Source organism: Streptomyces sp. NPDC031274 (assembly GCF_055570235.1).
This window is the reverse complement of record NZ_JBVIHP010000024.1, coordinates 116,018-134,851: the sequence shown is the minus strand read 5'-3', so window position 1 is coordinate 134,851 and position 18,834 is coordinate 116,018. Positions and strand designations below refer to the sequence as shown.

Here is an 18,834-nt window from a genome sequence, read left to right as displayed (position 1 = left end):
CCCGCTCCAGCCCTCTGGAGGAACCGATGCGCACGCCCTACCTACTCCTCGACGTCGACGGCGTCCTCATACCGTTCCCGGCCGAGGACGGGTCCATCCCGGCCTCGCACGCCCGGCACGACGTAGTCCCTGCCGACCGATTTGCCGAGGACCCTGTTGCCATCTGGCTCAACGCCGGCCACGGCCCCCTGCTGATGGACGTGTTCCGAACCGGTCTGGTCGACCCGGTCTGGTGCACCAGCTGGCGCCAAGACGCTGCAACCTTGATCGGCCCACTTCTCGGCCTTCCGCCACTGCCGTACGTAGACCTCCCGCGGCCACAGATCACGACCAGCCACCCCGACGGCTACCTCTGGAAACGCGACTACGTCGACACCTGGCTGGGCGACGCACCCGCCATCTGGATCGACGACGACTTCACCAGCCTTGACCACGACTGGGCCGCCGCGCGCACCGCCCGTGGCGCGGCGACCCTCCTGATCGAGCCGGACCCTCACGCCGGGCTGCAGGCTCAGCACCTGGACGTAGCCATTGGGTGGGTGGACCAGTTGCGTCGAATCGTGACAACGGGTCCACCCGATGCTGTACCTGGAGTCGTAGCCGCCTAGCGCCCAAGTGCGGCTCTACCGGTGGCTAGCGTCGCCGTGTCTGCGGAGGCTGTGCCTGAGTGGCCGGGGCAGCCGGTGTCGGTCGTGTCGGCATGCTCGGACGCTGTGCCGCGCTCCGGGCCCGCGCCGCACGGGCGCGGTCGCTCGGCACCGGCCTGGCGCTGAGGCGTTCGACGCGCCAGGTCAGAACACGCGCGGGGCGGCGAGCATCGTCCAACGCTCGCTGGTCGGCAGCCAGCTGCAGGAGCTCCTTCGGATCGTGTCCTTCCACCTCTGCGACCGCGAGAACGGCGGCGAGCGTGTCGAAGGCGGGGTCCTCCAGTACCTGTTCCGCATGCTCGGGTACGTACTGCCGGATGAGCAGGATGTGCCGCTCCACGACCCGCTGGGGTGGCCGGCGCTGGGCGCGTGCGGTGAGCGGCGAGGCTGCGGTCTGCTCGTAGGCGGCCTGGAGGTGCAGCAGGGTCTGATGGGCGGCGACCACTTGCTGGTCGTGCTGGTGGAGCTGGTGCCAGCGCGCGGCGGCCATGACGACGAGGAGCGCTGCGTCCAACAGCATCGCCAGCAGGGCACCGTCCCTTGGTGCGGGCTCGTGGACCATCGCCCGCACCGCGCCGCGCAGGGCACGGGCGTGCTGGTGATCGGCCTGGATGCGGGAGCGGGTGGCGCGTTCGAAGGCTTCCGCTGCCTGACGGAGCTGAGGCTGTACGCCCTGGGGCGCGAGGAGCGGGAGCACGTCGAGGGTTTCACCGAAGGCAGCCAGGTGGGCCTGGGCGGCTCCGTCATCCTCGCGGTCGAGGTGGTGGGGGATGCGTTCGGCGGCGGCGGTTGCTTGGTGCCAGGGGTTGGTCCTGCGTGGGCTCGGCTGCCGTTCGGTGGCGTCGAGGCGCTGGCGGATCTTGGGGAGGGACAGGTCGGGGGCGAGTGCTGAGCCGGAGTACGAGATGGGCTCCTGGTTGCCGTTGGTGTCGTCCTGGAGAGCAACGGTGTAGCCGCGTACGTCGCCGGTAGGGAAGTGCTTGATGTCGACGAGGACGCCGTCGGTGTGCTGGAGGAGGCTTATGAACTCCTCGGTGCTGGTGGCGGCGGCCACGGCGGTACGCACGGTGGTGCGCAGTCGTTCGCGGGCGGTGCGTGCTTGGCCGGCGCGCTTGGCCTTCTCCTGCTCGGCGCGGGTGGGCCGCTTGGCGGCGGTGCGATCCCCGCGTACGACCTGGAAGAGGTCGTACTCCTTTTCGATGGCTGCGAGTTCGCGGTCGGCGGTGAGGTAGTCGTTCCAGTGCCGGGCGGTGCGCAGATCGGCGCGGACCTTGGTGGCGGCGATGTGGATGTGGTCGTCGGCGTGGCGGACGGCGACCCAGCGGCAGCCGTCCGGGTCGCCGTCAGGGGCGATGTCGGTGGCGGCGACGACGCGGCGGGCGATGTCGGCCCAATCGTCGTCGCTGAGGTGGCGGTCGGTTTCGGCGGCGCGGATCGAGCAGTGCCACACGTGCTTCTCGGGCGCCCTGTCGAGCCGCGCGGCCTGTTTGACGTGCAGGTCGAGGTCAGCGACGAGAGCCCTCTTCGTGGCGTCGAAGTCGTCCGCGCGGCCGGGGTCCGGAGCGAAGCCGTCCCAGGAGGCGACCAGATGCGGGTCGGTGTGGCTCTTCTTCTTCGTGTCGTACAGGTAGCGGATGAGGTCGGCGGTGGTCTGGCCGCCGGTGATCTTCGCGATCATCGGGCTGCCTTGTGGCTGACGGCCTGGTTCGCGGCGGCCGCGATGTGGCCCACCGCCTCACCGACCGCGTCCAGGGTCCGGTCGGTCTGGGCGAGGAGAACACTGTCCCCAGGGTGCGGATGGCCGCCGGAGTTGAGCTTCTTGGCGATCTGGTTGACGTTGCGGCCGATGGTGGCGACCTGCTCGCGCAGGGCGTTGAGTTCGTCGATGTAGTCGTCCAGCTGGGTGCGCTGGCCGGGCACGGTGAGATCCCCCTCGACGTGGGCCAGCGTCACGGTGGCGACGTAGTGGGCGCCGCTGAGGTTCAGCGACGTGGCCTTGGCGCGGATGGCGGCCCTCTCTTCAACGCTGTAGCGGGCATCGACGCGCTTCTTGCGCCGGCCGCCTGGGTCGGGCTTGCGACGTTGGGCGACTCGGTGCAGAGCGACTGCTTCGGCGGCGCGCGGCAGGGGCACGGCAACGGCGACGGGCTCGGCGTCAGGGTGTTGCTTCTCCTCCTCGGGCACCCCCTGGTGCCCGAGTGCCTCCGCCACCCCTGGGGCGGAGGCTTCCCTGCTGGACCGGCCCGTGGACGGTCCAGCGGCATACCTTGCTGCGCGTGTGACGGGGGTGGAGGTCGTCTGCTGCTTAGCCGTGAGGGGTTCGTAGTGCGGGTCGTGCATGGGTCGGATCTCCGTGGGGTGATGGTGTTGAGGACCTCGCTGCGTCTGGCTTCGGTGTCCCGCGCTGCATTCCGAGGGTCGCGGGGTGGACCGCGAGGAGGAGGTGAACGTGGGGAATCAGACGTCGTCGCCAGGCGCGTTGGGTTCGCCCTGTTGCTGGGAGGCGGCCTCGTCGAGTCCGTCGAGAGGCTCGGCCGCGAAGCCGTCGTACGCGACGGGCTTGGCCTGGCCTGTGCGCTCGGCCTGCAGCTGGTCACGCAGGACGCGGGCTCGCTTCTGGCCGATCCGTAGTTCGTTGCGCAGACGCTCGGCGGTCAGCTGGTCTTCGCTCCAGGCGGCGGTCAGGAGTCGGGCCTCGTCGAGGACTTCGGCGTCGGTGCGGGTGCGGGTGCGGTCGGTGGTCGACCTGGTGACGGGGCCCCGACCGGTCGCCCGACGCGGGGTGGCTCCGGTCGACTCCGCTACAGCAGCCGACCGGGACGGTCGGGCAGCGGGTGCGGGGGCGGGGGCCGACTCGTCGGTCTCGGTCGGCCCCGTCACGGGCGCCTCGGTGACCTTCAGTGGGAGTGACTCGGTCAGCCGCTCGGGGGCAGATTCAGCCTGGTCAGATGCCGACCGGGCAGCCTGCTCGTTGGCTTGCCGACCAGCCGACTCGTCAGCCTGCTGGCCAACCGGCTGGGCGGAGGCCGTTTCGGCTGGGTCGGCCGACTCGGGAGTGTGGTGCAGCACCTTCGCCACGAGATCCGATCCGAAGTAGATCGATCCGACCGGGAGCGAGGTCGCCAGCAGGACGAGGGCCCAGTTCGCGGGGTCCCAGTCGGTCAGTCGGCCCTGCTGGATCGACGTGGTGTGCAGGGCTGGAATGAGGCCGTGCACGTAGTTCAGCAGGAGGCTGGCGATGGCGTAGGCCGCCAGGACCCGCAGCGCGAACTTCCGGCCGGGACCGGTCAGCACGAGCGTGGCGATAAGGGCGAGGGCCATCAGCCCGTCGACCACGATCGGATAGAGCAGAGCGGCGGTGGAGTCTGCGCCGATGGCGCGGGCCACGTCGGACAGCGCGTTCCACGAGACGCGGAAGGCCATGAGGACGACGGCCACCAGGCCGATGACAAGGGTGATGCGTCCCTTGCGGTTCACGTGAAGACCCTCAGCTGGCGCGGGTGCTCGGCGAGCATCGCCAGCATCATCACGTGGGCGAGGGTCTCGTCCTCGGCGGCCGGGGGAGAGCGGGAGCAGGGTGATGCCGGCGCGGACGCTGCGGCTTCCGTGTACGGCTGCCCGGGTGCTCGGGGCAGGGGAGTGCAAGGCGGAGGGCTCCAGGGGGAAGTGGACTTGTGGGGTGGGAGTGAAGGGGCACTGAGGGGCGTACGCGCGGGCGTGATCGCTCCACGCGGGCCGGTCAGGGCTCAGCCGACGTCGGTCAGGCGGCGGGAGGAGGCGCAGAAGCGGGTCTGCTGCCCGCCCTCGGCCCTCCGGTGACGCAGCCCACCATGGTTGGCCAGGTTGCTGTCGACGGGGCGGTTCAGGCGGCGCCGGGGAGCAAGGGTCTGTTAATACCCGTGCGGGCCGGTGCCTGCGCTGCGTCTGCGGTCGGGGCCGTCGAGGATGACGCGGCGGGTCATCTCGGCGAGGCGGGAGGCGACGCGGTCGCCTACGGCGGTCCGCAGGTCGGCGATGGGGACGTTGGTGGTGATGAGGGTGGGCAGCTCGTGGACGTACCGGTGGTCGATGAGCCGGTAGGCCAGCTCCTCGGTCCACTCCGATGCCTTGGCGGCGCCGAGGTCGTCGAGCAGCAGCAGCGGGCTGCGTGCCAGTTCCTGGAAGCGGCGTTCGCCGTCGTGGCCCTGGCGTGGGCGCAGGGTGGCGTGCAGTTCGGCGGTGGTGATGGCCTCCCAGCGCAGCCGGACTCCGGCGCCGAGCAGGGAGCGGATGGCGCCGTACGCCTGGTAGGTCTTGCCGGTGCCGGTCGGCCCCGCGATCAGCAGCGAGGGCCCGTAGGCGATGCCCGGTGCGCCGCCCGGCCCCGGTCGTCCGGCAGCCGCGATCTCCTCGACCCAGGGCGATACGTCGGGGTGGTCGGCCAGGGCGTCGCGGTAGCGGCGCGGGATGCGGGCGGCGGCCAGCTCCAGAGCGGTCACCGGTTCCGGCGATGGCGTCGCGTCGACCACGGCGGTGAGGTCGATGTCGCGGGAGGCCAGGATCGCCTCCAGCTTGGCCACCGCACCACCCAGTTGGCGTGGCTCGCGGGCAGATGTCTTCGTGCTCACAGCTCACCCCCGTACGCGGCCTGTGCGTTGATCGGGTTGGTCCACGGCCGGTGCCCTGCGGACGTGCCGCTCACCGTGGGCGGGTTCATGGCCTCGTTGACCAGGCTCGGCAGCACGCTGGGGTGCAGGCCCTTGGCACGCAGCCGTTCAAGCCCGGCGCGCACGTGCGGCGTGTCGATGCCATCGGCGAGCAACTGGGCGGTTTGTTTGCCGAGGTGCCCCAGGAAGCTGCTGGGAGGCCGATTGGGGCAGGCGGCGGCGTACTCGCCTATGAGGGTCTTGGCCGAGACGATCTCGGGTGCGTGGGCGCTTGTGCCCCCCAACGGAGTAGATCCTAGATCCCTGTTCCTAGGTCCTAGATCCGGACCGTGAGTGCTCACCGCTTGCTTCCGCGTTCGTGGTGAGGGCTCAAGGAATCCGTTCTGACCTGCGCCTTCGTGGCTCACGGAGCCTTCCTTGCCTCCTCCGAGAGCCTGCGCGGAGGGCTCGGTGAGGGCTCCGCGCGTAGGCGGTGCGGCCTCACGCGTCAGGCCGAGATCGTGGTGCGGGCAATCGGGATGTCGGACGCCGCTGGGCCGGTTGACCTTCTGGTGCCGGGCGAAGGTGACGACGTGCAGGTATCGCTTCCCGTCTACGCCCTCGTACCGGCAGATCAGGCCGGCGGTGTCGAGTTGGTTGAGGTCGTCCTCGACGCCCATGGGCCCGTGCTCGGGGCGCAGGGACCACAGCAGGCCGGCTATGACGGCGGCCTGGTCGCGATACCGGCCGTGGTCGTCGGCCTGGGTGAGCAGGCCGAAGAAGGTCCGCTCGGCGGAGAGGGAGACGGATGCCAAGGATTCGGACGCGAACGCCTCGGGCTTGATGGTGCGGATTCGGGCGATGTCGTTCGACCACCTTCGTCGTAAATCGGGGCAGGGAATTCGGGAGCGGGGGAGGGTGTGCTGGGGGCGTGGACAACACAGCCACACCCAGGGCGCGAAAGTCCAGAGTTAGTTCACAAACTCTGCACTACTTCCGTGCGGGGGCCAATACCGTAGCCCCGGAACCCCGGTTGCCGAAATCGCCGTCGATCGGCGCATCGCTCACGGCAGACGAATAGCGCTTCCGTAAAGGGGCGAGCGGAAGCTACAACACAACCATGCCCCCACATCCTCTTGAAATAGGGCCCGCGGGACAGGCCGCCGCCCGCGCCCTCGTGCGCACCCGCACCGCCCGTGGCTACTCCCAGCGTCAGCTCGCCACTCGCGTCACCGCGCAAGGTCGGCGCATGACCTTCACCGCGCTCTCTCGCATCGAACGCAGGGCCCGACGCTGCGACATCGACGATCTCGTCGCCATCGCCGCCGCCCTCGGCGTCTCCCCCTGCGCGCTCCTCGGCGGTCCCGCCGAGGCCCTGGAGCCGGTCAGCGCGGGCGCAACATAGCCGACGATCGCCGGTTACCCAAACCGGCGATTCTCCGCATCATTGAACCTCCCAGCGAGTCCCCCGTTTCCAAGTCCTCCGTGGATCCTTGCGCAGCAGGATCTTCGGCGAGTGGAAACAGTGGCCCTCTGGAAAAGGACTGTCGCGACGCACGGCTTCAGTCGTCGTGACAAGCCTTTCCTCATCGTGTTCCCTATCGAAGGATCCCTCTTGCCTGAAATCGCCTCGACTTTCTCCGCCCATTCGTCCGCCCTCTCGTATTCCTCCACCGTCGACCGCGCATTTCTCGGCGTGCGGGAAGCGGCTTCCTACCTCGGCCTTTCGCCTCGCACGCTCTACGTCTGGCGGCACCGCCGGCAGGGGCCGCCGAGTTTCCGGCTGGGTGCCCGCGGGCGTGTGACGTACCGGCTCGATGCGCTCGATGCCTGGATACGCGAGCAGGAGCAGGCCGACTCGCGCTCGAATCCGGCCCTGGATCCCGTGAGCGCGGCCCCGCAGCGCCGCGTCGGCTACTCGGCCACGGCCTGACGCCCCAGCGTCAACGGCACTCCCACCCCCGATCCTGAGGAAGTACTTGGCCGGCTACATCGAAGACCGCTGGATCAACAAGAAGAAGGACCCCACCAGCGGCAAGCGGGAGCGCACCGCTCGGTACGGGAAGGGCTCGCGGTACCGCGTCGCCGGGATCCCCGGCGTCCGGAACATGTCGTTCGACACGCTGGAGGACGCCAAGGCGTGGCTGCGCAGGGCCGGAACCGACAGCGAGCGCGGCGAGTTCGTCGACCCGCGTGACGGCTCCATCGCGCTGGCGGACTACGTCACTCGCTTTTGGAAGGAGGGTGTACGGGGCGCGCCCGGCACGATCAAGCGCGTCGACGAGCGCGTACGCCTCCACATCCTTCCGCAGCTCGGCACGGTGGGTTTGAGGGATGTCTCCGCGACCGTCCTGCGCAGCTACATCGCCACGCTCGAAGGCGAGTGCGCGCCGCGCTACGCCCGCCAGATCCTGACCACCCTCTCGAACATCTTCGAGACTGCCATCGACGACAAGCGCCTCGTACGCAACCCGATGCGCGCCAAGTCGGTGCGTTGGCCCAAGGTGCCGGAGGACCAGCGAGAGGCATGGTCGCTGGAGACCGCGCAGCGCATGCGGGACGCGATTAAGGCGCGTTACCGCATCGCGGTCGTGGTCGCCCTTGGTTGCGGGCTGCGGCAGGGGGAGGTCTTCGGCCTCTCACCGGAGGACGTCGACTTCGAGCGCGGGATCATCCGCGTGCGCAGACAGGTCCAACTGCTCAACGGCCGCTTGTACTTCACCCTGCCCAAGGGCGGGAAGACGCGCATCGTGGACATGCCCGCCTCCGTCGCTGCCGAGCTGGCCGCGCACTTCCTGCAGCACCCGGCCGTGGAGGTCGAGTTGCCGTGGGGCGGCCCGGAGCCGGACCGGGAGAAGCAGACGTTCCCGCTCGTCCTGACGACGACGTACGGCAACGCGCTGCGGGCCAACATCTTCAACGACGAGGTCTGGAAGCCGGCCCTTGCTGCGGCAGGGGTCATCCCCATGCGGGAGAAGGGCAAGCGCTGGAAGGCGTCTCGCAAGGACGGATTCCACGTGCTCCGGCACACCTTCGCCTCGGTCATCCTTGAAGCGGGCGAGTCCGTCGTCACGCTGGCCCGATGGCTCGGCCACTCCAGCCCGACCATCACCCTCGACCACTACGCCCACTTCATGCCGGAGGCCGGCGGGAAGGGGCGAGCGGCCGTCGATGCCTTGCTCGGCGTGGTCCCTGAGTACATCCCAGAGAACTTCGCGAGCGCATGAGGGAGCGGATGGTACAGCACATGCTGTGCCGCCCGCTTTTCTGCATCTGCACGCTGGCTGGTGTGTTGCGCCAACCAGCACGCTCAGCGTCCCGTCGCAGAGCAGTGGCGATCTCCGCTGAGCTGGTGCCCTCGGCGCCGAGTAGCGCTTCGACCGGACGCGGCGGAGTTCTGGCTGGCTTAGCGGGCAAAGGCGTTAGCAGCCATGACGCCCTGCGGCAGACGGCCCGCGAGTGATCTTCGGCGTGAAGATCACAAAATGCATCATTTACCGTGCAGACTTCGATCTCTTTCGGCGGGAGTATGCGGACCAGGACGGCGGGTCAGTGACCCCAGGTGCTTCGCGTGTCATGGGGCCAACCGGAAGGGGTGCGTGGTGACATGGGCCACCTTGGCTTTGGGGATCCCCGCGCTCTTGGGCCTCTTGGGGCTTCTGCTGTCCCAAGTCCGCGTCGTGCTGACGAACCTGATCGCTGTCGTGGGCGCATGGCACGAGTTGCGGGCGGTGCTGCGCGAGGGGGCATCGGGGACGAGCCAGGAAGCCGATCCGCCGAGCGGACCAGGTCCTTGATCTGGGCTGTGCAACACGCCCGTGCCTGATCTTCCGCACAGTGGCGCGGCCCTGCCTGTCCACATCCCGATCGGTCAATACCGTCAGTGACGGTTTGGCACAGCCGGGAAGGGTCGAGGTGAGCCACGCAGGAAACGGCGAATGACGTGCGGCGAGTGATGGCTCGCTCCCCAGCGCCGCGCATTCTCCCCAGATTCTCCCCAGCGGGCTGAAATGGGCGCCGGGAGACGTTCGCGTCCGCGAAGCTGACCGAAGGCTGCGTGCTCCCCGCTACAGCCAGTCCCGCCGCTTGAAGATGAAGTACAGACTCACGCAGACCACCGCCATCAGGCCGATCGCGAACGGATAGCCGAACGTCCAGTGCAGCTCCGGCATCTCATCGAAGTTCATCCCGTAGATCGTTCCCACCAACGTGGGTGCAAACAGAATGGCCGCCCACGACGAGATCTTCTTGATCTCCTCGTTCTGCTCGAAACCCGCCTCCGCGAGCGCCCGCATCTCCGCGTTCTGTTGCTGTGTGACGAGCGTGGAGTTGACCGTGAGGATGTCGGCGAGGGCCTGGCGGAAGCCGTCCACGCGTTCGCTGGTGTGCGTGACGTGGTCGGCGACGTCGCGTAGGTAACGCTGGAGTTCCTCGTCGGTGCGGTACTTCGCGAAGCCCGCCATCAGGGAGTGCAGCATGGCGACCAGGGGGCGGGTCGCGCGCTGGAACTCGACCATCTCGCGGGAGAGTTCGTAGATGCGGCGCGATACCGCCGGGTCGCCGCCGAAGACCTGGGTCTCGATCTCGTCGATGTCGTTCTGGACGCCGGCCACGACAGGGGCGTACCCGTCGACCACCGCGTCCAGGATCGCGTAGAGGACCGCCTCCGGGCCGAGCTTGAGCAGCTCCGGGCTCTCCTCCATGCGGCGGCGTACGGCGGTCAGGTCCGGGGCGGCGCCGTGGCGCACCGTGATGACGAAGTCGGGTCCCACGAACACGTGCAGTTCGCCGAAGTCGACCTCCTCCTGGGCATCCAGGTAGCGGGCCGCGCGCAGGACGACGAAGAGGGTCTCTCCGTACCGCTCCAGCTTCGGCCGCTGATGGGCCTCCATCGCGTCCTCGACTGCGAGCTCGTGCAGGTCGAACTCGGCCGCCAGGGAGAGGAGTTCGGCCTCGGTGGGGCGGGCAAGGCCGATCCATGCCATGCCGTCCCGCTGCTCGCGCAGCTCGCGGAAGGTGTCGGCCAGGGAGGAAGGCGTCGCGACGCGGACCCCGTCCCGGTAGAGCGCGGCCTGTACGACGCTCATGGCGTCCGCCGGGGTGGGGGAGGGCGACGCGGGCGTGGCTCCGGGGCTTCCGGAGGACCCGTTCCCCGCGGCCGAAGCGGTCCCGGCCGGGTCCGCGCGCCGCCAGCCGTGCCTCTTCGCGCCCGGTACGGGCCGGATCCGGCGCTCCGCCATGCTGGCTGCCTCCGAGGTCGAACGTGTGTCTTGGTTGGCTCCGAAGCAGGATATACGTCCCAAAAGTCGCGAGCGTGTCGACATCCTCGGTGCACTTGCGGACCGAGGATGTCCGCGAGCCCCGCTAGCGTGCGGAGCATGACGAAGACGCCGAGCACGCCGAGCACGTCGAAGCCGACGAGCGTCCGGCCGAAGGCCCAGCCGCAAGCCGCCGCCCCCGTACTCGGCACCCGCGCCCTCAACCGCGCCACCCTCGACCGTCAACTCCTTCTGCGCCGCTCGGCCGACCTCTCCGTCGAGGCCGCCGTCGCCCACCTCATCGGCCTCCAGGCGCAGAACGTGAAGCCGCCCTACCTCGCCCTCGCCGCCCGGCTCGAAGGGTTCGACCCGGAGGATCTGTCCGGTCTCCTTGCCGCGCGCGACCTCGTACGCATCGTCACCATGCGCTCCACCATCCACCTGCACACCGCCGACGACGCCCTCACCCTGCGCCCGCTGGTGCAGGGCGCGCGCGACCGTGAACTGCACGCCTTCCGCATGGGTCTTGTCGGCGTCGACCTGGGGGAACTCGCCTCGCTCGCCCGCGCCGCCGTCGACGAGGAGCCCAGGACCATGAAGCAGTTGCGGGAGGTCCTGCTGTCCCGCTGGCCCGACGCCGACCCCCAGTCACTCGCCGTCGCCGCACGCTGCTCGCTGCCGCTGGTCCAGGTCACCCCGCGTGGTCTGTGGCGCCGCAGCGGGCAGGTCGCGCTCACCACCGCCGAGCACTGGCTCGGCCGCCCGAGCGAGCCGGTGCCCGCGCCCGACGCCACCGTTCTGCGCTACCTCGCCGCCTTCGGGCCCGCGTCCGTCAAGGACATGCAGACCTGGGCGGGCCTGACGCGGCTGCGGGAGGTCTTCGAGCGGCTGCGGCCCCAACTGCGTACGTTCCGGGATGAGAGCGGCGTCGAACTCTTCGACCTCCCCGACGCGCCCCGCCCCGACGCGGGCACCCCGGCTCCAGTGCGTCTCCTTCCCGAGTACGACAACCTCCTGCTTTCGCACGCCGACCGCAGCCGGGTCGTGCCGCCCGAGTACAAGGGCCGCGCCTGGAAAGGGAACTTCGCCCACAGCGTCTTCCTGGTCGACGGCTTCCTCGCGGGCGTGTGGCGCGTCGAGGAGGGCAGGGGAGGAGCCAAGGGGGACAAAGGTGACAAGGGAGGAGCCAAGGGAGGAGTCAAGGGTGACAAGGGCTCCACCGTCCTCACCATCGAGCCGTTCGGCACCCTGACCAAGGCGCAGCGCGGCGAACTGACCGACGAGGCCGAGCGGCTGTTGCGCGGCCCGATGAGCCCGGCCACCATCACGTACGACATCCGGTTCGGCACGGTCATCGAGCGCTGAACGGCCTGCGACGCGCTAGGGCAGCAACCCCGCCCTCCGCGCCGCCACCACCGCCTCCAGCCTCGTATGCGCCCCCAACTTCCGCATGGCCGCCCGCAGATACCCCTTCACCGTCTCCGGGCGCAGCCCGAGCCGCTCCGCGGCCACCGCGTTCGTCACGCCCCCGGCCACGCACGCGAGTACGTCCACCTCGCGCGGGGCGAGGGACACCGAACGCTCCCGTCCCGGCGGCAGGGTGGCCGCCGAGGCCAACCGGCCGCACACCGCCAGGATCTCCGCCCGCAGCGCCGGGTCGACGATCCGCGGTGCCAGCTCCCGCAGCGCGCCGTGCGCCTCGCGGACCTGCTCCCACGCGGGCCCGGCCCCCGCCTGCGGCTCCCGCGCCGCCACCAGGAGCGCCCGCACCTCGTCACGTACGGCGAGGGCCTGCTCCACGTCCCGGGCCGCCGCCACCGCGGCCGAGAGCGTCCGGTCGCCCAGCGGCTGGGCCGAGCGCAGGGCCCCGTACAGCACACCTCGCACCCGTCGCCGTACCACCACCGGCACCGCGAGCACCGAGCGCAGGCCCTCCGCGGCCACGGCGGAGTCGTACTCATGGCTGATGTGGCGCGAGTCGTGGTAATCCGTGACCGCGCAGGGGCGCGAGAGCGCGACCGCCTTGCCGCCCAGACCGTTCCCGGACGACACCGCGAGTCCGGACAGCGCACGCGTGCCGGTGCCCGTCAGCTCGACGATCCTCAGGCGCCGCTGCCCTTCGACGAGCCCCCCGAAGGCCACCGGCAGCCCCGTGCCGCGACGCAGCCGCAGCAGTGCGGCCCGCATCTCGACCGCCTCGCTTCCGTCTGCCGTCACGTGTCAGCCCTTCCACTTCGGGATCTTCACCTCGGGACACCCCCGTACGGGGGTGGTGATACCCGCATCACGAATTACACGATGTTACGTAGCGTCCGGCAATGACCCCGGCGAAGAGCCCGGCACAGGCGCCGGGCACCGGACCGGCCACGAGGAGAGCGCAATGACGACGACGGGCACCAGCGGCACGGACCAGTTCCGGACGGCTCGGGACTTCCTGCTGCGGCATCGTGAGGACTACGCCGCCGCCTACGAGGGGTTCGCCTGGCCGCGGCCCGAGCGATTCAACTGGGCGCTCGACTGGTTCGACGTCATCGCCCGCGGCAACGACAGGACCGCGCTGCACATCGTCGAGGAGGACGGGCCCACCACCCGCTTCTCCTTCGCGCATCTGTCCGCCCGCTCCGACCAGGTCGCCAACTGGCTCCGCGCCCAGGGAGTGCGCGCCGGTGACCGTGTCGTCGTGATGCTCGGCAATCAGGTCGAACTGTGGGAGATCGCCCTCGCCGCGATGAAGCTGCGCGCGGTCGTCATCCCGTCGACCCCGCTGCTCGGCCCCGTCGACCTGCGCGACCGGATCCAGCGCGGACGCGCCCGCCATGTGGTCGTACGCCCCGAGGACACGGCGAAGTTCGATGCCGTGCCCGGCGACTACACGCGCATCGTGGTGGGCGGGAACCAGTCCGGCTGGATCTCCTACGACGCTGCCGCCGACGCCTCTGATGTCTTCGAGCCCGACGGCGTCACCCGCGCGGACGACGCGCTGATGCTCTACTTCACCTCGGGCACGACGGCCCGCCCGAAGCTGGTCGAGCACACCCATGTGTCGTATCCCGTGGGCCACTTGGCGACGATGTACTGGATCGGCCTCAAGCCCGGCGACGTCCATCTCAACATCTCCTCTCCGGGCTGGGCCAAGCACGCCTGGTCCAACCTCTTCGCCCCGTGGAACGCGGAGGCGACCGTCTTCATCCACAACTACACGCGCTTCGACGCGAGTCGTCTGATGGCCGAGATGGACCGGGCCGGGGTGACGTCGTTCTGCGCGCCGCCGACAGTGTGGCGCATGCTGATCCAGGCCGATCTGACCCAGCTGCGGACACCGCCCCGCGAGGTCGTGGCGGCCGGTGAGCCGCTGAACCCCGAGGTCATCGAGCAGGTGCGGCGCGACTGGGGCGTCACCATCAGGGACGGCTTCGGGCAGACCGAGACCGCCGTGCAGATCGCCAACTCGCCGGGTCAGAAGCTGAAGGTGGGCTCGATGGGGCGGCCCACGCCGGGCTTCGCCGTCGAACTCCTCGACCCGGTGACCGGAGAGCCGGGAGCGCTGGAGGGCGAGATCTCCCTCGACCTCGCGGCCAACCCGGTCGGTCTGATGGTCGGCTACCACGGCGACCCTGAGCGCACCGCCGACGCGATGGCCGGCGGCTACTACCGCACCGGCGACATCGGCTCCCGCGACGCCGACGGTTACCTCACCTATGTGGGTCGGAGTGACGACGTCTTCAAGGCCTCCGACTACAAGATCTCGCCCTTCGAGCTGGAGAGCGTGCTGCTTGAGCATGAGGCGGTGGTGGAGGCCGCGGTCGTGCCCGCGCCGGACGCCCTGCGGCTCGCCGTCCCCAAGGCGTACGTCGTGCTGGCGAAGGGCTGGGAGCCAGGTGAGGAGACGTCGGAGGCCATCTTCGCGTACACCCGGTCGGTGCTGGCCCCCTACAAGCGCATCCGGCGCATCGAGTTCACAGAGGAGCTGCCCAAGACCATCTCCGGCAAGATCCGGCGGGTCGATCTGCGGGAGCGGACGGCGGAGGGGTCGGGGGACGAGTGGGTGGAGCGCGGCAAGAGCTGAGGTCCTGCCGGAGCGGAGCGCCTGAACTCCGATGTCGTCCTCGGGGGCTACTGGCCTCAGCCGCATAGGGGAGGCCGGCGGAAGGACGAGCGCACGGTCACGAGCGCCGGGGGGGCCGGAAACGGCCCGCCCGGCCGCGTGTCACTTGGTCGCAGGGAACTTCCAGACGAACGGCTCGCCGTCCTCCTCGGACCAGTGGACCTCCAGGCCCTTCGCGTCCTTGGGGACCAGGTAGGTCTCGCACAGGACGTGGGACTCGCCCTGCTTCCAGCCCTCGATGGACGAGGAGTCGTCGCAGCCCGGCGCGTCTTCGGCGGCGCCGATGATCAGAGTTCCGCGCTGACCGTCCGCCCAGACGGTGGTGGAGTCATTCGCGTCCGGGCTCTGTGTGAGGGCCGCGCCGGACTTGTGCGTGTACTTCACGTAGGCGATGGCCGGGACCAGGCCCTTGGCCTCCTTGGGGTCCGACACCATCTTCTTGGTGTCGGCCTCCGTGCCCAGTTCGACCTTCTGCGCGGTGAGCTCGTAGGTGACGGAGGCGTCGCCCTCCTTCACCTTGCCGGTGGCGCTCTCGCCGGTGCCGCGCGCGCCGCCGGACTCGGGCGACGATTCCGCGCTCGCCTTGGCCTTCGGCTTCTCGTCCGTGGAACCCGACGCCTTGTCGTCGCCGCCACATCCCGTCAGCGCGAGGGCGAGCACGGCCACGGGTGCGGCAACGCGCAAAGCGGTCTTCCTGTACAGCAAAGTGAACTCCTGGCAGAAATGTGTCAGCCGCGCCCCACAAAGTCTCCCCGTGGAACGGCTGTTGAGCGGTCAGCATATGAGTTGATCACCCAAGGGGGCGAGGCGGTTCCGCACCGTACACGCGAGGTTCGTTCACACTTGCGACGGATACGGGATAAAGCGCACGCCATTGGCCGCACGCTGTCGAACCCGCATAAGGGCTGAGGCGATCAGCTGAAGCTGGTGCACCATCAGCACGGTCGTGATCGGCATCGCGGTGGCGGCGTCGCCGGGCTGCGGAGGTCGCCAGGGGCCGAGCGTGTGCTGTGAGGCTTCCCGGTATTGAGCGTGGTCGCAGGTCGCGCCCCTCTTTCAGACGCGCAAGGCTCGACGCGGCGCTGATCCGCGGGTGACACTTGACGCCGCCCAGTACCGCGAAGGGGAGTTCCAGTGAGTCCGGTGAGCGCGAGTCTCCGTGCGGGTGAACTGCCGTATGAACTGTCGTACGCCCACGGTGTCAGCAAGACGCCTCTGCTCGGTGACACCATCGGGCGCAACCTCGACCGGGCGATCGAGGCCTGGCCGGAGCGGGACGCGCTGGTGGACGTGGCCGCGGGGAAGCGATGGACGTATGCCGAGTTCGGCGCGGCCGTGGAGCAGTTGGCGCGAGGGTTCATGGGGGTCGGGGTCGGCAAGGGTGACCGGGTCGGCATCTGGGCGGTGAACTGTGCCGAGTGGGTGCTCGTGCAGTACGCCACCGCGCGGATCGGCGCGATCATGGTGAACATCAACCCGGCTTATCGCGCGCATGAGTTGGAGTACGTGCTCAAGCAGGCCGGGGTGACGGTTCTGGTCGCCACGCGGTCGCACAAGTCGAGCGACTACCGGGCGCTGGTGGACCAGGTGCGGCCCGGCTGCCCCGAGCTGAGGTCCGTCCACTACATCGAGGACGTCTCGTGGGACGAGTTGCTCGGTGCGGCGGGGACGGTAGACGCTGATCAACTGGACGCGCGTGAAGCTGAATTGAGCTGCGACGATCCGGTCAACATCCAGTACACGTCGGGCACGACCGGCTTCCCCAAGGGGGCGACCCTCTCCCACCACAACATCCTCAACAACGGCTACTGGGTGGGTCGTACGGTCGGTTACACGGAGCAGGACCGGGTGTGCCTGCCCGTGCCCTTCTATCACTGCTTCGGGATGGTGATGGGCAACTTGGGCGCTACGTCCCACGGTGCCTGCATCGTCATCCCGGCACCGTCCTTCGATCCCGTCGCCACGTTGCACGCGGTGGAGCGCGAGCGTTGTACGTCGCTGTACGGGGTGCCGACGATGTTCATCGCGGAGCTGAACCTCTCCGACTTCGCCACGTACGACCTGAGTTCGCTGCGCACCGGCATCATGGCGGGCTCGCCCTGCCCGGTCGAGGTGATGAAGCGGGTGGTCGCCGAGATGCACATGGAGGAGGTCTCCATCTGTTACGGCATGACGGAGACCTCCCCGGTCTCGACGCAGACCCGCCGCACGGACGACCTGGAGCGCCGGACGGGGACGGTGGGCCGGGTGTTGCCGCACATCGGGGTGAAGGTGGTCGATCCCGTCAGCGGCGTGACACTGCCGCGGGGTGCGTCGGGCGAGCTGTGCACGCGGGGCTACAGCGTGATGCTCGGCTACTGGAACGAGCCTTCGCGTACGGCGGAGGTGCTCGACGCGGGGCGCTGGATGCACACGGGTGACCTGGCGGTCATGCGCGATGACGGTTACGTCCAGATCGTCGGCCGCATCAAGGACATGATCATTCGGGGTGGCGAGAACATCTACCCGCGTGAGATCGAGGAGTTTCTGTACGGACACCCGAAGATCGCGGATGTCCAGGTGGTGGGGGTTCCCGATGAGCGCTACGGGGAGGTGCCGCTGGCGTGCGTGATCCTGCGGGACGCGGATGATCCCCTGACGTGGGAGGAGCTGCGGGCCTTCTGCGAGGGGCAGTTGGCGCGCTACAAGATCCCGGCGGGGCTGCGGATCCTGGAGAGCTTTCCCATGACGGTGTCGGGGAAGGTGCGGAAGATCGAACTCAGGGAGCGGTACGGGGTGCAGTCCCGTCGCGGGTGAGCTCGCGGCGCATGGTGACGCGGGGCCAGCGGTCGAGACCCAGTTCGGCCTCGTGAGCGCGGATCTTCCGTAGCCCCGGAGTGAGTTCGGCCTCGTCCAGTACGCGGAAGCCGATGCGGGCGTAGTACGGGGCGTTCCAGGGGACGTCCGCGAAGGTGGTCAGGGTGAGGGCTTCTCGCCCGGCTTCGCGGGCGCGTTCCGCGGTGTGCTCGATCAGGGCCTGGCCGATGCGGTGGCGCGCCGCTCGGGGGTGCACGGTGATCTGCTCGATGTGTTCTGCCGCGTCCACGGGTTCGCTGATGAGGTACGCGACGGGGGCGCAGCCGCTGTCGCCTGTGTCTGCCCCGGTGGCCACCCAGGCTCGGCCCGCGCGCCGGAATTCTTCCAGGAGGTCGATGCCGGGGGGTTCGTCGTCGGCGATGGCTGCCATGCCCAGGGAGCGGAAGGGTTCGCCTGCGGCGCGCTCGATCTCCTGGAGCGTGGGGAGTTCTGCTCTCGTGGCTGGGCGGATGCGCATGGGGGGAGTATGCCGGTCCGTCCGTCGGCGGCCGACGGCTTTTCCGCCCCGCCGCCCCGCGGCGGATGCCTCCCACCCGCCCAACCGATCACCCGGCATGTGTCGGGAGGTGTCCGGCGCCGCCGCGCCCCGCGGGCCCGCGTCACTCCGCCGACATCAGCTCGTCCGCCGCGCCGTTCACCGGCTGTGGTGTGCCTGTGAGGTCGATGACGAACAGGGGGATGGACAAGGCGTCCGCGCGTGTGCGGGCGGCTTCCTCGTAGCCCGCGAGGCTGAAGCAGACGCAGCTGACGGACTCGGCCATCGCGCTGAGCCATACGCACTCCACGTCACGGAGCGAGGTTGGTTTCACGGACGGCTCGATCAGGGCGATCACGCCCCGCGCCGCGACCCGCACCCCGGAAGGCGCCCGCTTGACCGCTCCCCGGATGTCCGCGTACCCGAGCCACCGCAGGTACAGCGCCGCCACCGTCACCGCGTCCTGCGCCGTACGGACCGGGACGGGCTGGAAGGCGGGCCGCGGCGCCGGAGCCGTCGGGGGCGGGGGTATGTGCGCGGGGGGAGTGGGGGTACTCGGCGTAGCCGGAGGCGGGGGAGTGGCTGACGGCGCCTGCACCGCCCGTACCGGAATCCGCAGCACCGCCCCGCACTCGCACTCCAGCTCAGGCTGTGGCCACTGGTCCCGGCGCCCGCACATCCGGCACCGCACGATCACCCACTCGTCCGCCCACGTCCGGTCCGTCACCGGGGTCACGGTCGCTCCGTGTGCCACCGGCGGTACCACCGGGGCGCCGCACGCGCAGGGGTAGGACGGTGGAGCGTACGCATGTTCGCGCCGACAGGCCGGGCACCGTACCGGGACGTCGCTGTCCGTCATCACCCTCAC

At 69.7% G+C, this 18,834-nt stretch carries 17 protein-coding genes; 7 read left to right on the top strand and 10 right to left on the bottom strand.

From position 1 onward, the window contains the following. Positions 1-26 precede the first annotated feature (26 nt). On the top strand, positions 27-608 hold the full coding sequence (locus tag ACZ5CR_RS32600) for a hypothetical protein (RefSeq protein WP_468864104.1): 582 nt from the start codon (positions 27-29) through the stop codon (positions 606-608). A 25-nt stretch (positions 609-633) separates the two neighbouring features. On the opposite strand, the gene ACZ5CR_RS32595 is transcribed toward ACZ5CR_RS32600, so the two are convergent. The 5 genes from ACZ5CR_RS32595 to ACZ5CR_RS32575 form a co-directional block, all read right to left on the bottom strand. Further along, on the bottom strand, positions 634-2,325 hold the full coding sequence (locus ACZ5CR_RS32595) for a relaxase/mobilization nuclease domain-containing protein (RefSeq protein ID WP_468864102.1): 1,692 nt from the start codon (positions 2,323-2,325) through the stop codon (positions 634-636). Further along, entirely contained in the window at positions 2,322-2,987 is a 666-nt protein-coding gene (locus ACZ5CR_RS32590; protein WP_468864101.1) for a MobC domain-containing protein, read from the bottom strand. The genes ACZ5CR_RS32595 and ACZ5CR_RS32590 overlap by 4 nt, the downstream gene beginning before the upstream one ends. Positions 2,988-3,104: 117 nt before the next feature. Continuing rightward, positions 3,105-4,124 carry a DUF2637 domain-containing protein gene (locus tag ACZ5CR_RS32585; protein ID WP_468864098.1) on the bottom strand — a complete coding sequence of 340 codons (1,020 nt, stop codon included), beginning with the start codon at positions 4,122-4,124 and terminating at the stop codon, positions 3,105-3,107. A 413-nt stretch (positions 4,125-4,537) separates the two neighbouring features. Then, the gene (locus ACZ5CR_RS32580; RefSeq protein WP_077965340.1) at positions 4,538-5,254 is read right to left on the bottom strand and encodes an ATP-binding protein; all 717 of its coding nucleotides are present in this window, start codon (positions 5,252-5,254) and stop codon (positions 4,538-4,540) included. After that, positions 5,251-6,135, bottom strand: coding sequence for a hypothetical protein (locus ACZ5CR_RS32575; RefSeq protein WP_468864160.1), 885 nt, complete (start codon positions 6,133-6,135; stop codon positions 5,251-5,253). The genes ACZ5CR_RS32580 and ACZ5CR_RS32575 overlap by 4 nt, the downstream gene beginning before the upstream one ends. 257 nt (positions 6,136-6,392) lie before the next feature. Here ACZ5CR_RS32575 and ACZ5CR_RS32570 point away from each other — a divergent pair, with 257 nt between their 5' ends. The 3 genes from ACZ5CR_RS32570 to ACZ5CR_RS32560 all read left to right on the top strand — a co-directional run bounded on the left by ACZ5CR_RS32570 (position 6,393) and on the right by ACZ5CR_RS32560 (position 8,499). Continuing rightward, a complete protein-coding gene (locus tag ACZ5CR_RS32570; protein ID WP_468864096.1) occupies positions 6,393-6,677 on the top strand; it encodes a helix-turn-helix domain-containing protein in 285 nt (94 codons plus the stop codon). 111 nt (positions 6,678-6,788) lie between these two features. Further along, entirely contained in the window at positions 6,789-7,205 is a 417-nt protein-coding gene (locus ACZ5CR_RS32565) for a helix-turn-helix transcriptional regulator (protein ID WP_468864094.1), read from the top strand. A 46-nt stretch (positions 7,206-7,251) separates the two neighbouring features. After that, positions 7,252-8,499, top strand: a complete 1,248-nt coding sequence (locus tag ACZ5CR_RS32560; protein ID WP_468864091.1) for a tyrosine-type recombinase/integrase — start codon at positions 7,252-7,254, stop codon at positions 8,497-8,499. An 840-nt stretch (positions 8,500-9,339) separates the two neighbouring features. On the opposite strand, the gene ACZ5CR_RS32555 is transcribed toward ACZ5CR_RS32560, so the two are convergent. Next, on the bottom strand, positions 9,340-10,512 hold the full coding sequence (locus ACZ5CR_RS32555) for a magnesium and cobalt transport protein CorA (protein ID WP_468864089.1): 1,173 nt from the start codon (positions 10,510-10,512) through the stop codon (positions 9,340-9,342). A gap of 138 nt (positions 10,513-10,650) precedes the next feature. On the opposite strand from ACZ5CR_RS32555, the gene ACZ5CR_RS32550 reads away from it, so the two are divergent. Beyond that, on the top strand, positions 10,651-11,895 hold the full coding sequence (locus tag ACZ5CR_RS32550) for a winged helix DNA-binding domain-containing protein (RefSeq protein WP_468864087.1): 1,245 nt from the start codon (positions 10,651-10,653) through the stop codon (positions 11,893-11,895). Between the two features lie 15 nt (positions 11,896-11,910). Here ACZ5CR_RS32550 and ACZ5CR_RS32545 read toward each other — a convergent pair whose 3' ends face one another. Next, positions 11,911-12,717 (bottom strand): LuxR C-terminal-related transcriptional regulator, encoded by an 807-nt coding sequence (locus ACZ5CR_RS32545; RefSeq protein WP_468864158.1) that lies wholly within the window; start codon positions 12,715-12,717, stop codon positions 11,911-11,913. A gap of 193 nt (positions 12,718-12,910) precedes the next feature. On the opposite strand from ACZ5CR_RS32545, the gene ACZ5CR_RS32540 reads away from it, so the two are divergent. Continuing rightward, positions 12,911-14,596 (top strand): AMP-binding protein, encoded by a 1,686-nt coding sequence (locus ACZ5CR_RS32540; protein WP_468864086.1) that lies wholly within the window; start codon positions 12,911-12,913, stop codon positions 14,594-14,596. Between the two features lie 141 nt (positions 14,597-14,737). Here ACZ5CR_RS32540 and ACZ5CR_RS32535 read toward each other — a convergent pair whose 3' ends face one another. Beyond that, complete coding sequence (locus ACZ5CR_RS32535) at positions 14,738-15,340, bottom strand: hypothetical protein (protein WP_468864084.1); 603 nt, start codon at positions 15,338-15,340, stop codon at positions 14,738-14,740. Positions 15,341-15,778: 438 nt separating this feature from the next. Here ACZ5CR_RS32535 and ACZ5CR_RS32530 point away from each other — a divergent pair, with 438 nt between their 5' ends. After that, positions 15,779-17,431 (top strand): AMP-binding protein, encoded by a 1,653-nt coding sequence (locus ACZ5CR_RS32530; RefSeq protein WP_468864082.1) that lies wholly within the window; start codon positions 15,779-15,781, stop codon positions 17,429-17,431. Here the strand turns inward: ACZ5CR_RS32530 and ACZ5CR_RS32525 are convergent. Then, the gene (locus ACZ5CR_RS32525) at positions 17,394-17,948 is read right to left on the bottom strand and encodes a GNAT family N-acetyltransferase (RefSeq protein WP_468864080.1); all 555 of its coding nucleotides are present in this window, start codon (positions 17,946-17,948) and stop codon (positions 17,394-17,396) included. The genes ACZ5CR_RS32530 and ACZ5CR_RS32525 overlap by 38 nt on opposite strands. A gap of 142 nt (positions 17,949-18,090) precedes the next feature. After that, positions 18,091-18,825, bottom strand: a complete 735-nt coding sequence (locus ACZ5CR_RS32520) for a hypothetical protein (RefSeq protein ID WP_468864078.1) — start codon at positions 18,823-18,825, stop codon at positions 18,091-18,093. Between the last annotated feature and the right edge of the window lie 9 nt (positions 18,826-18,834).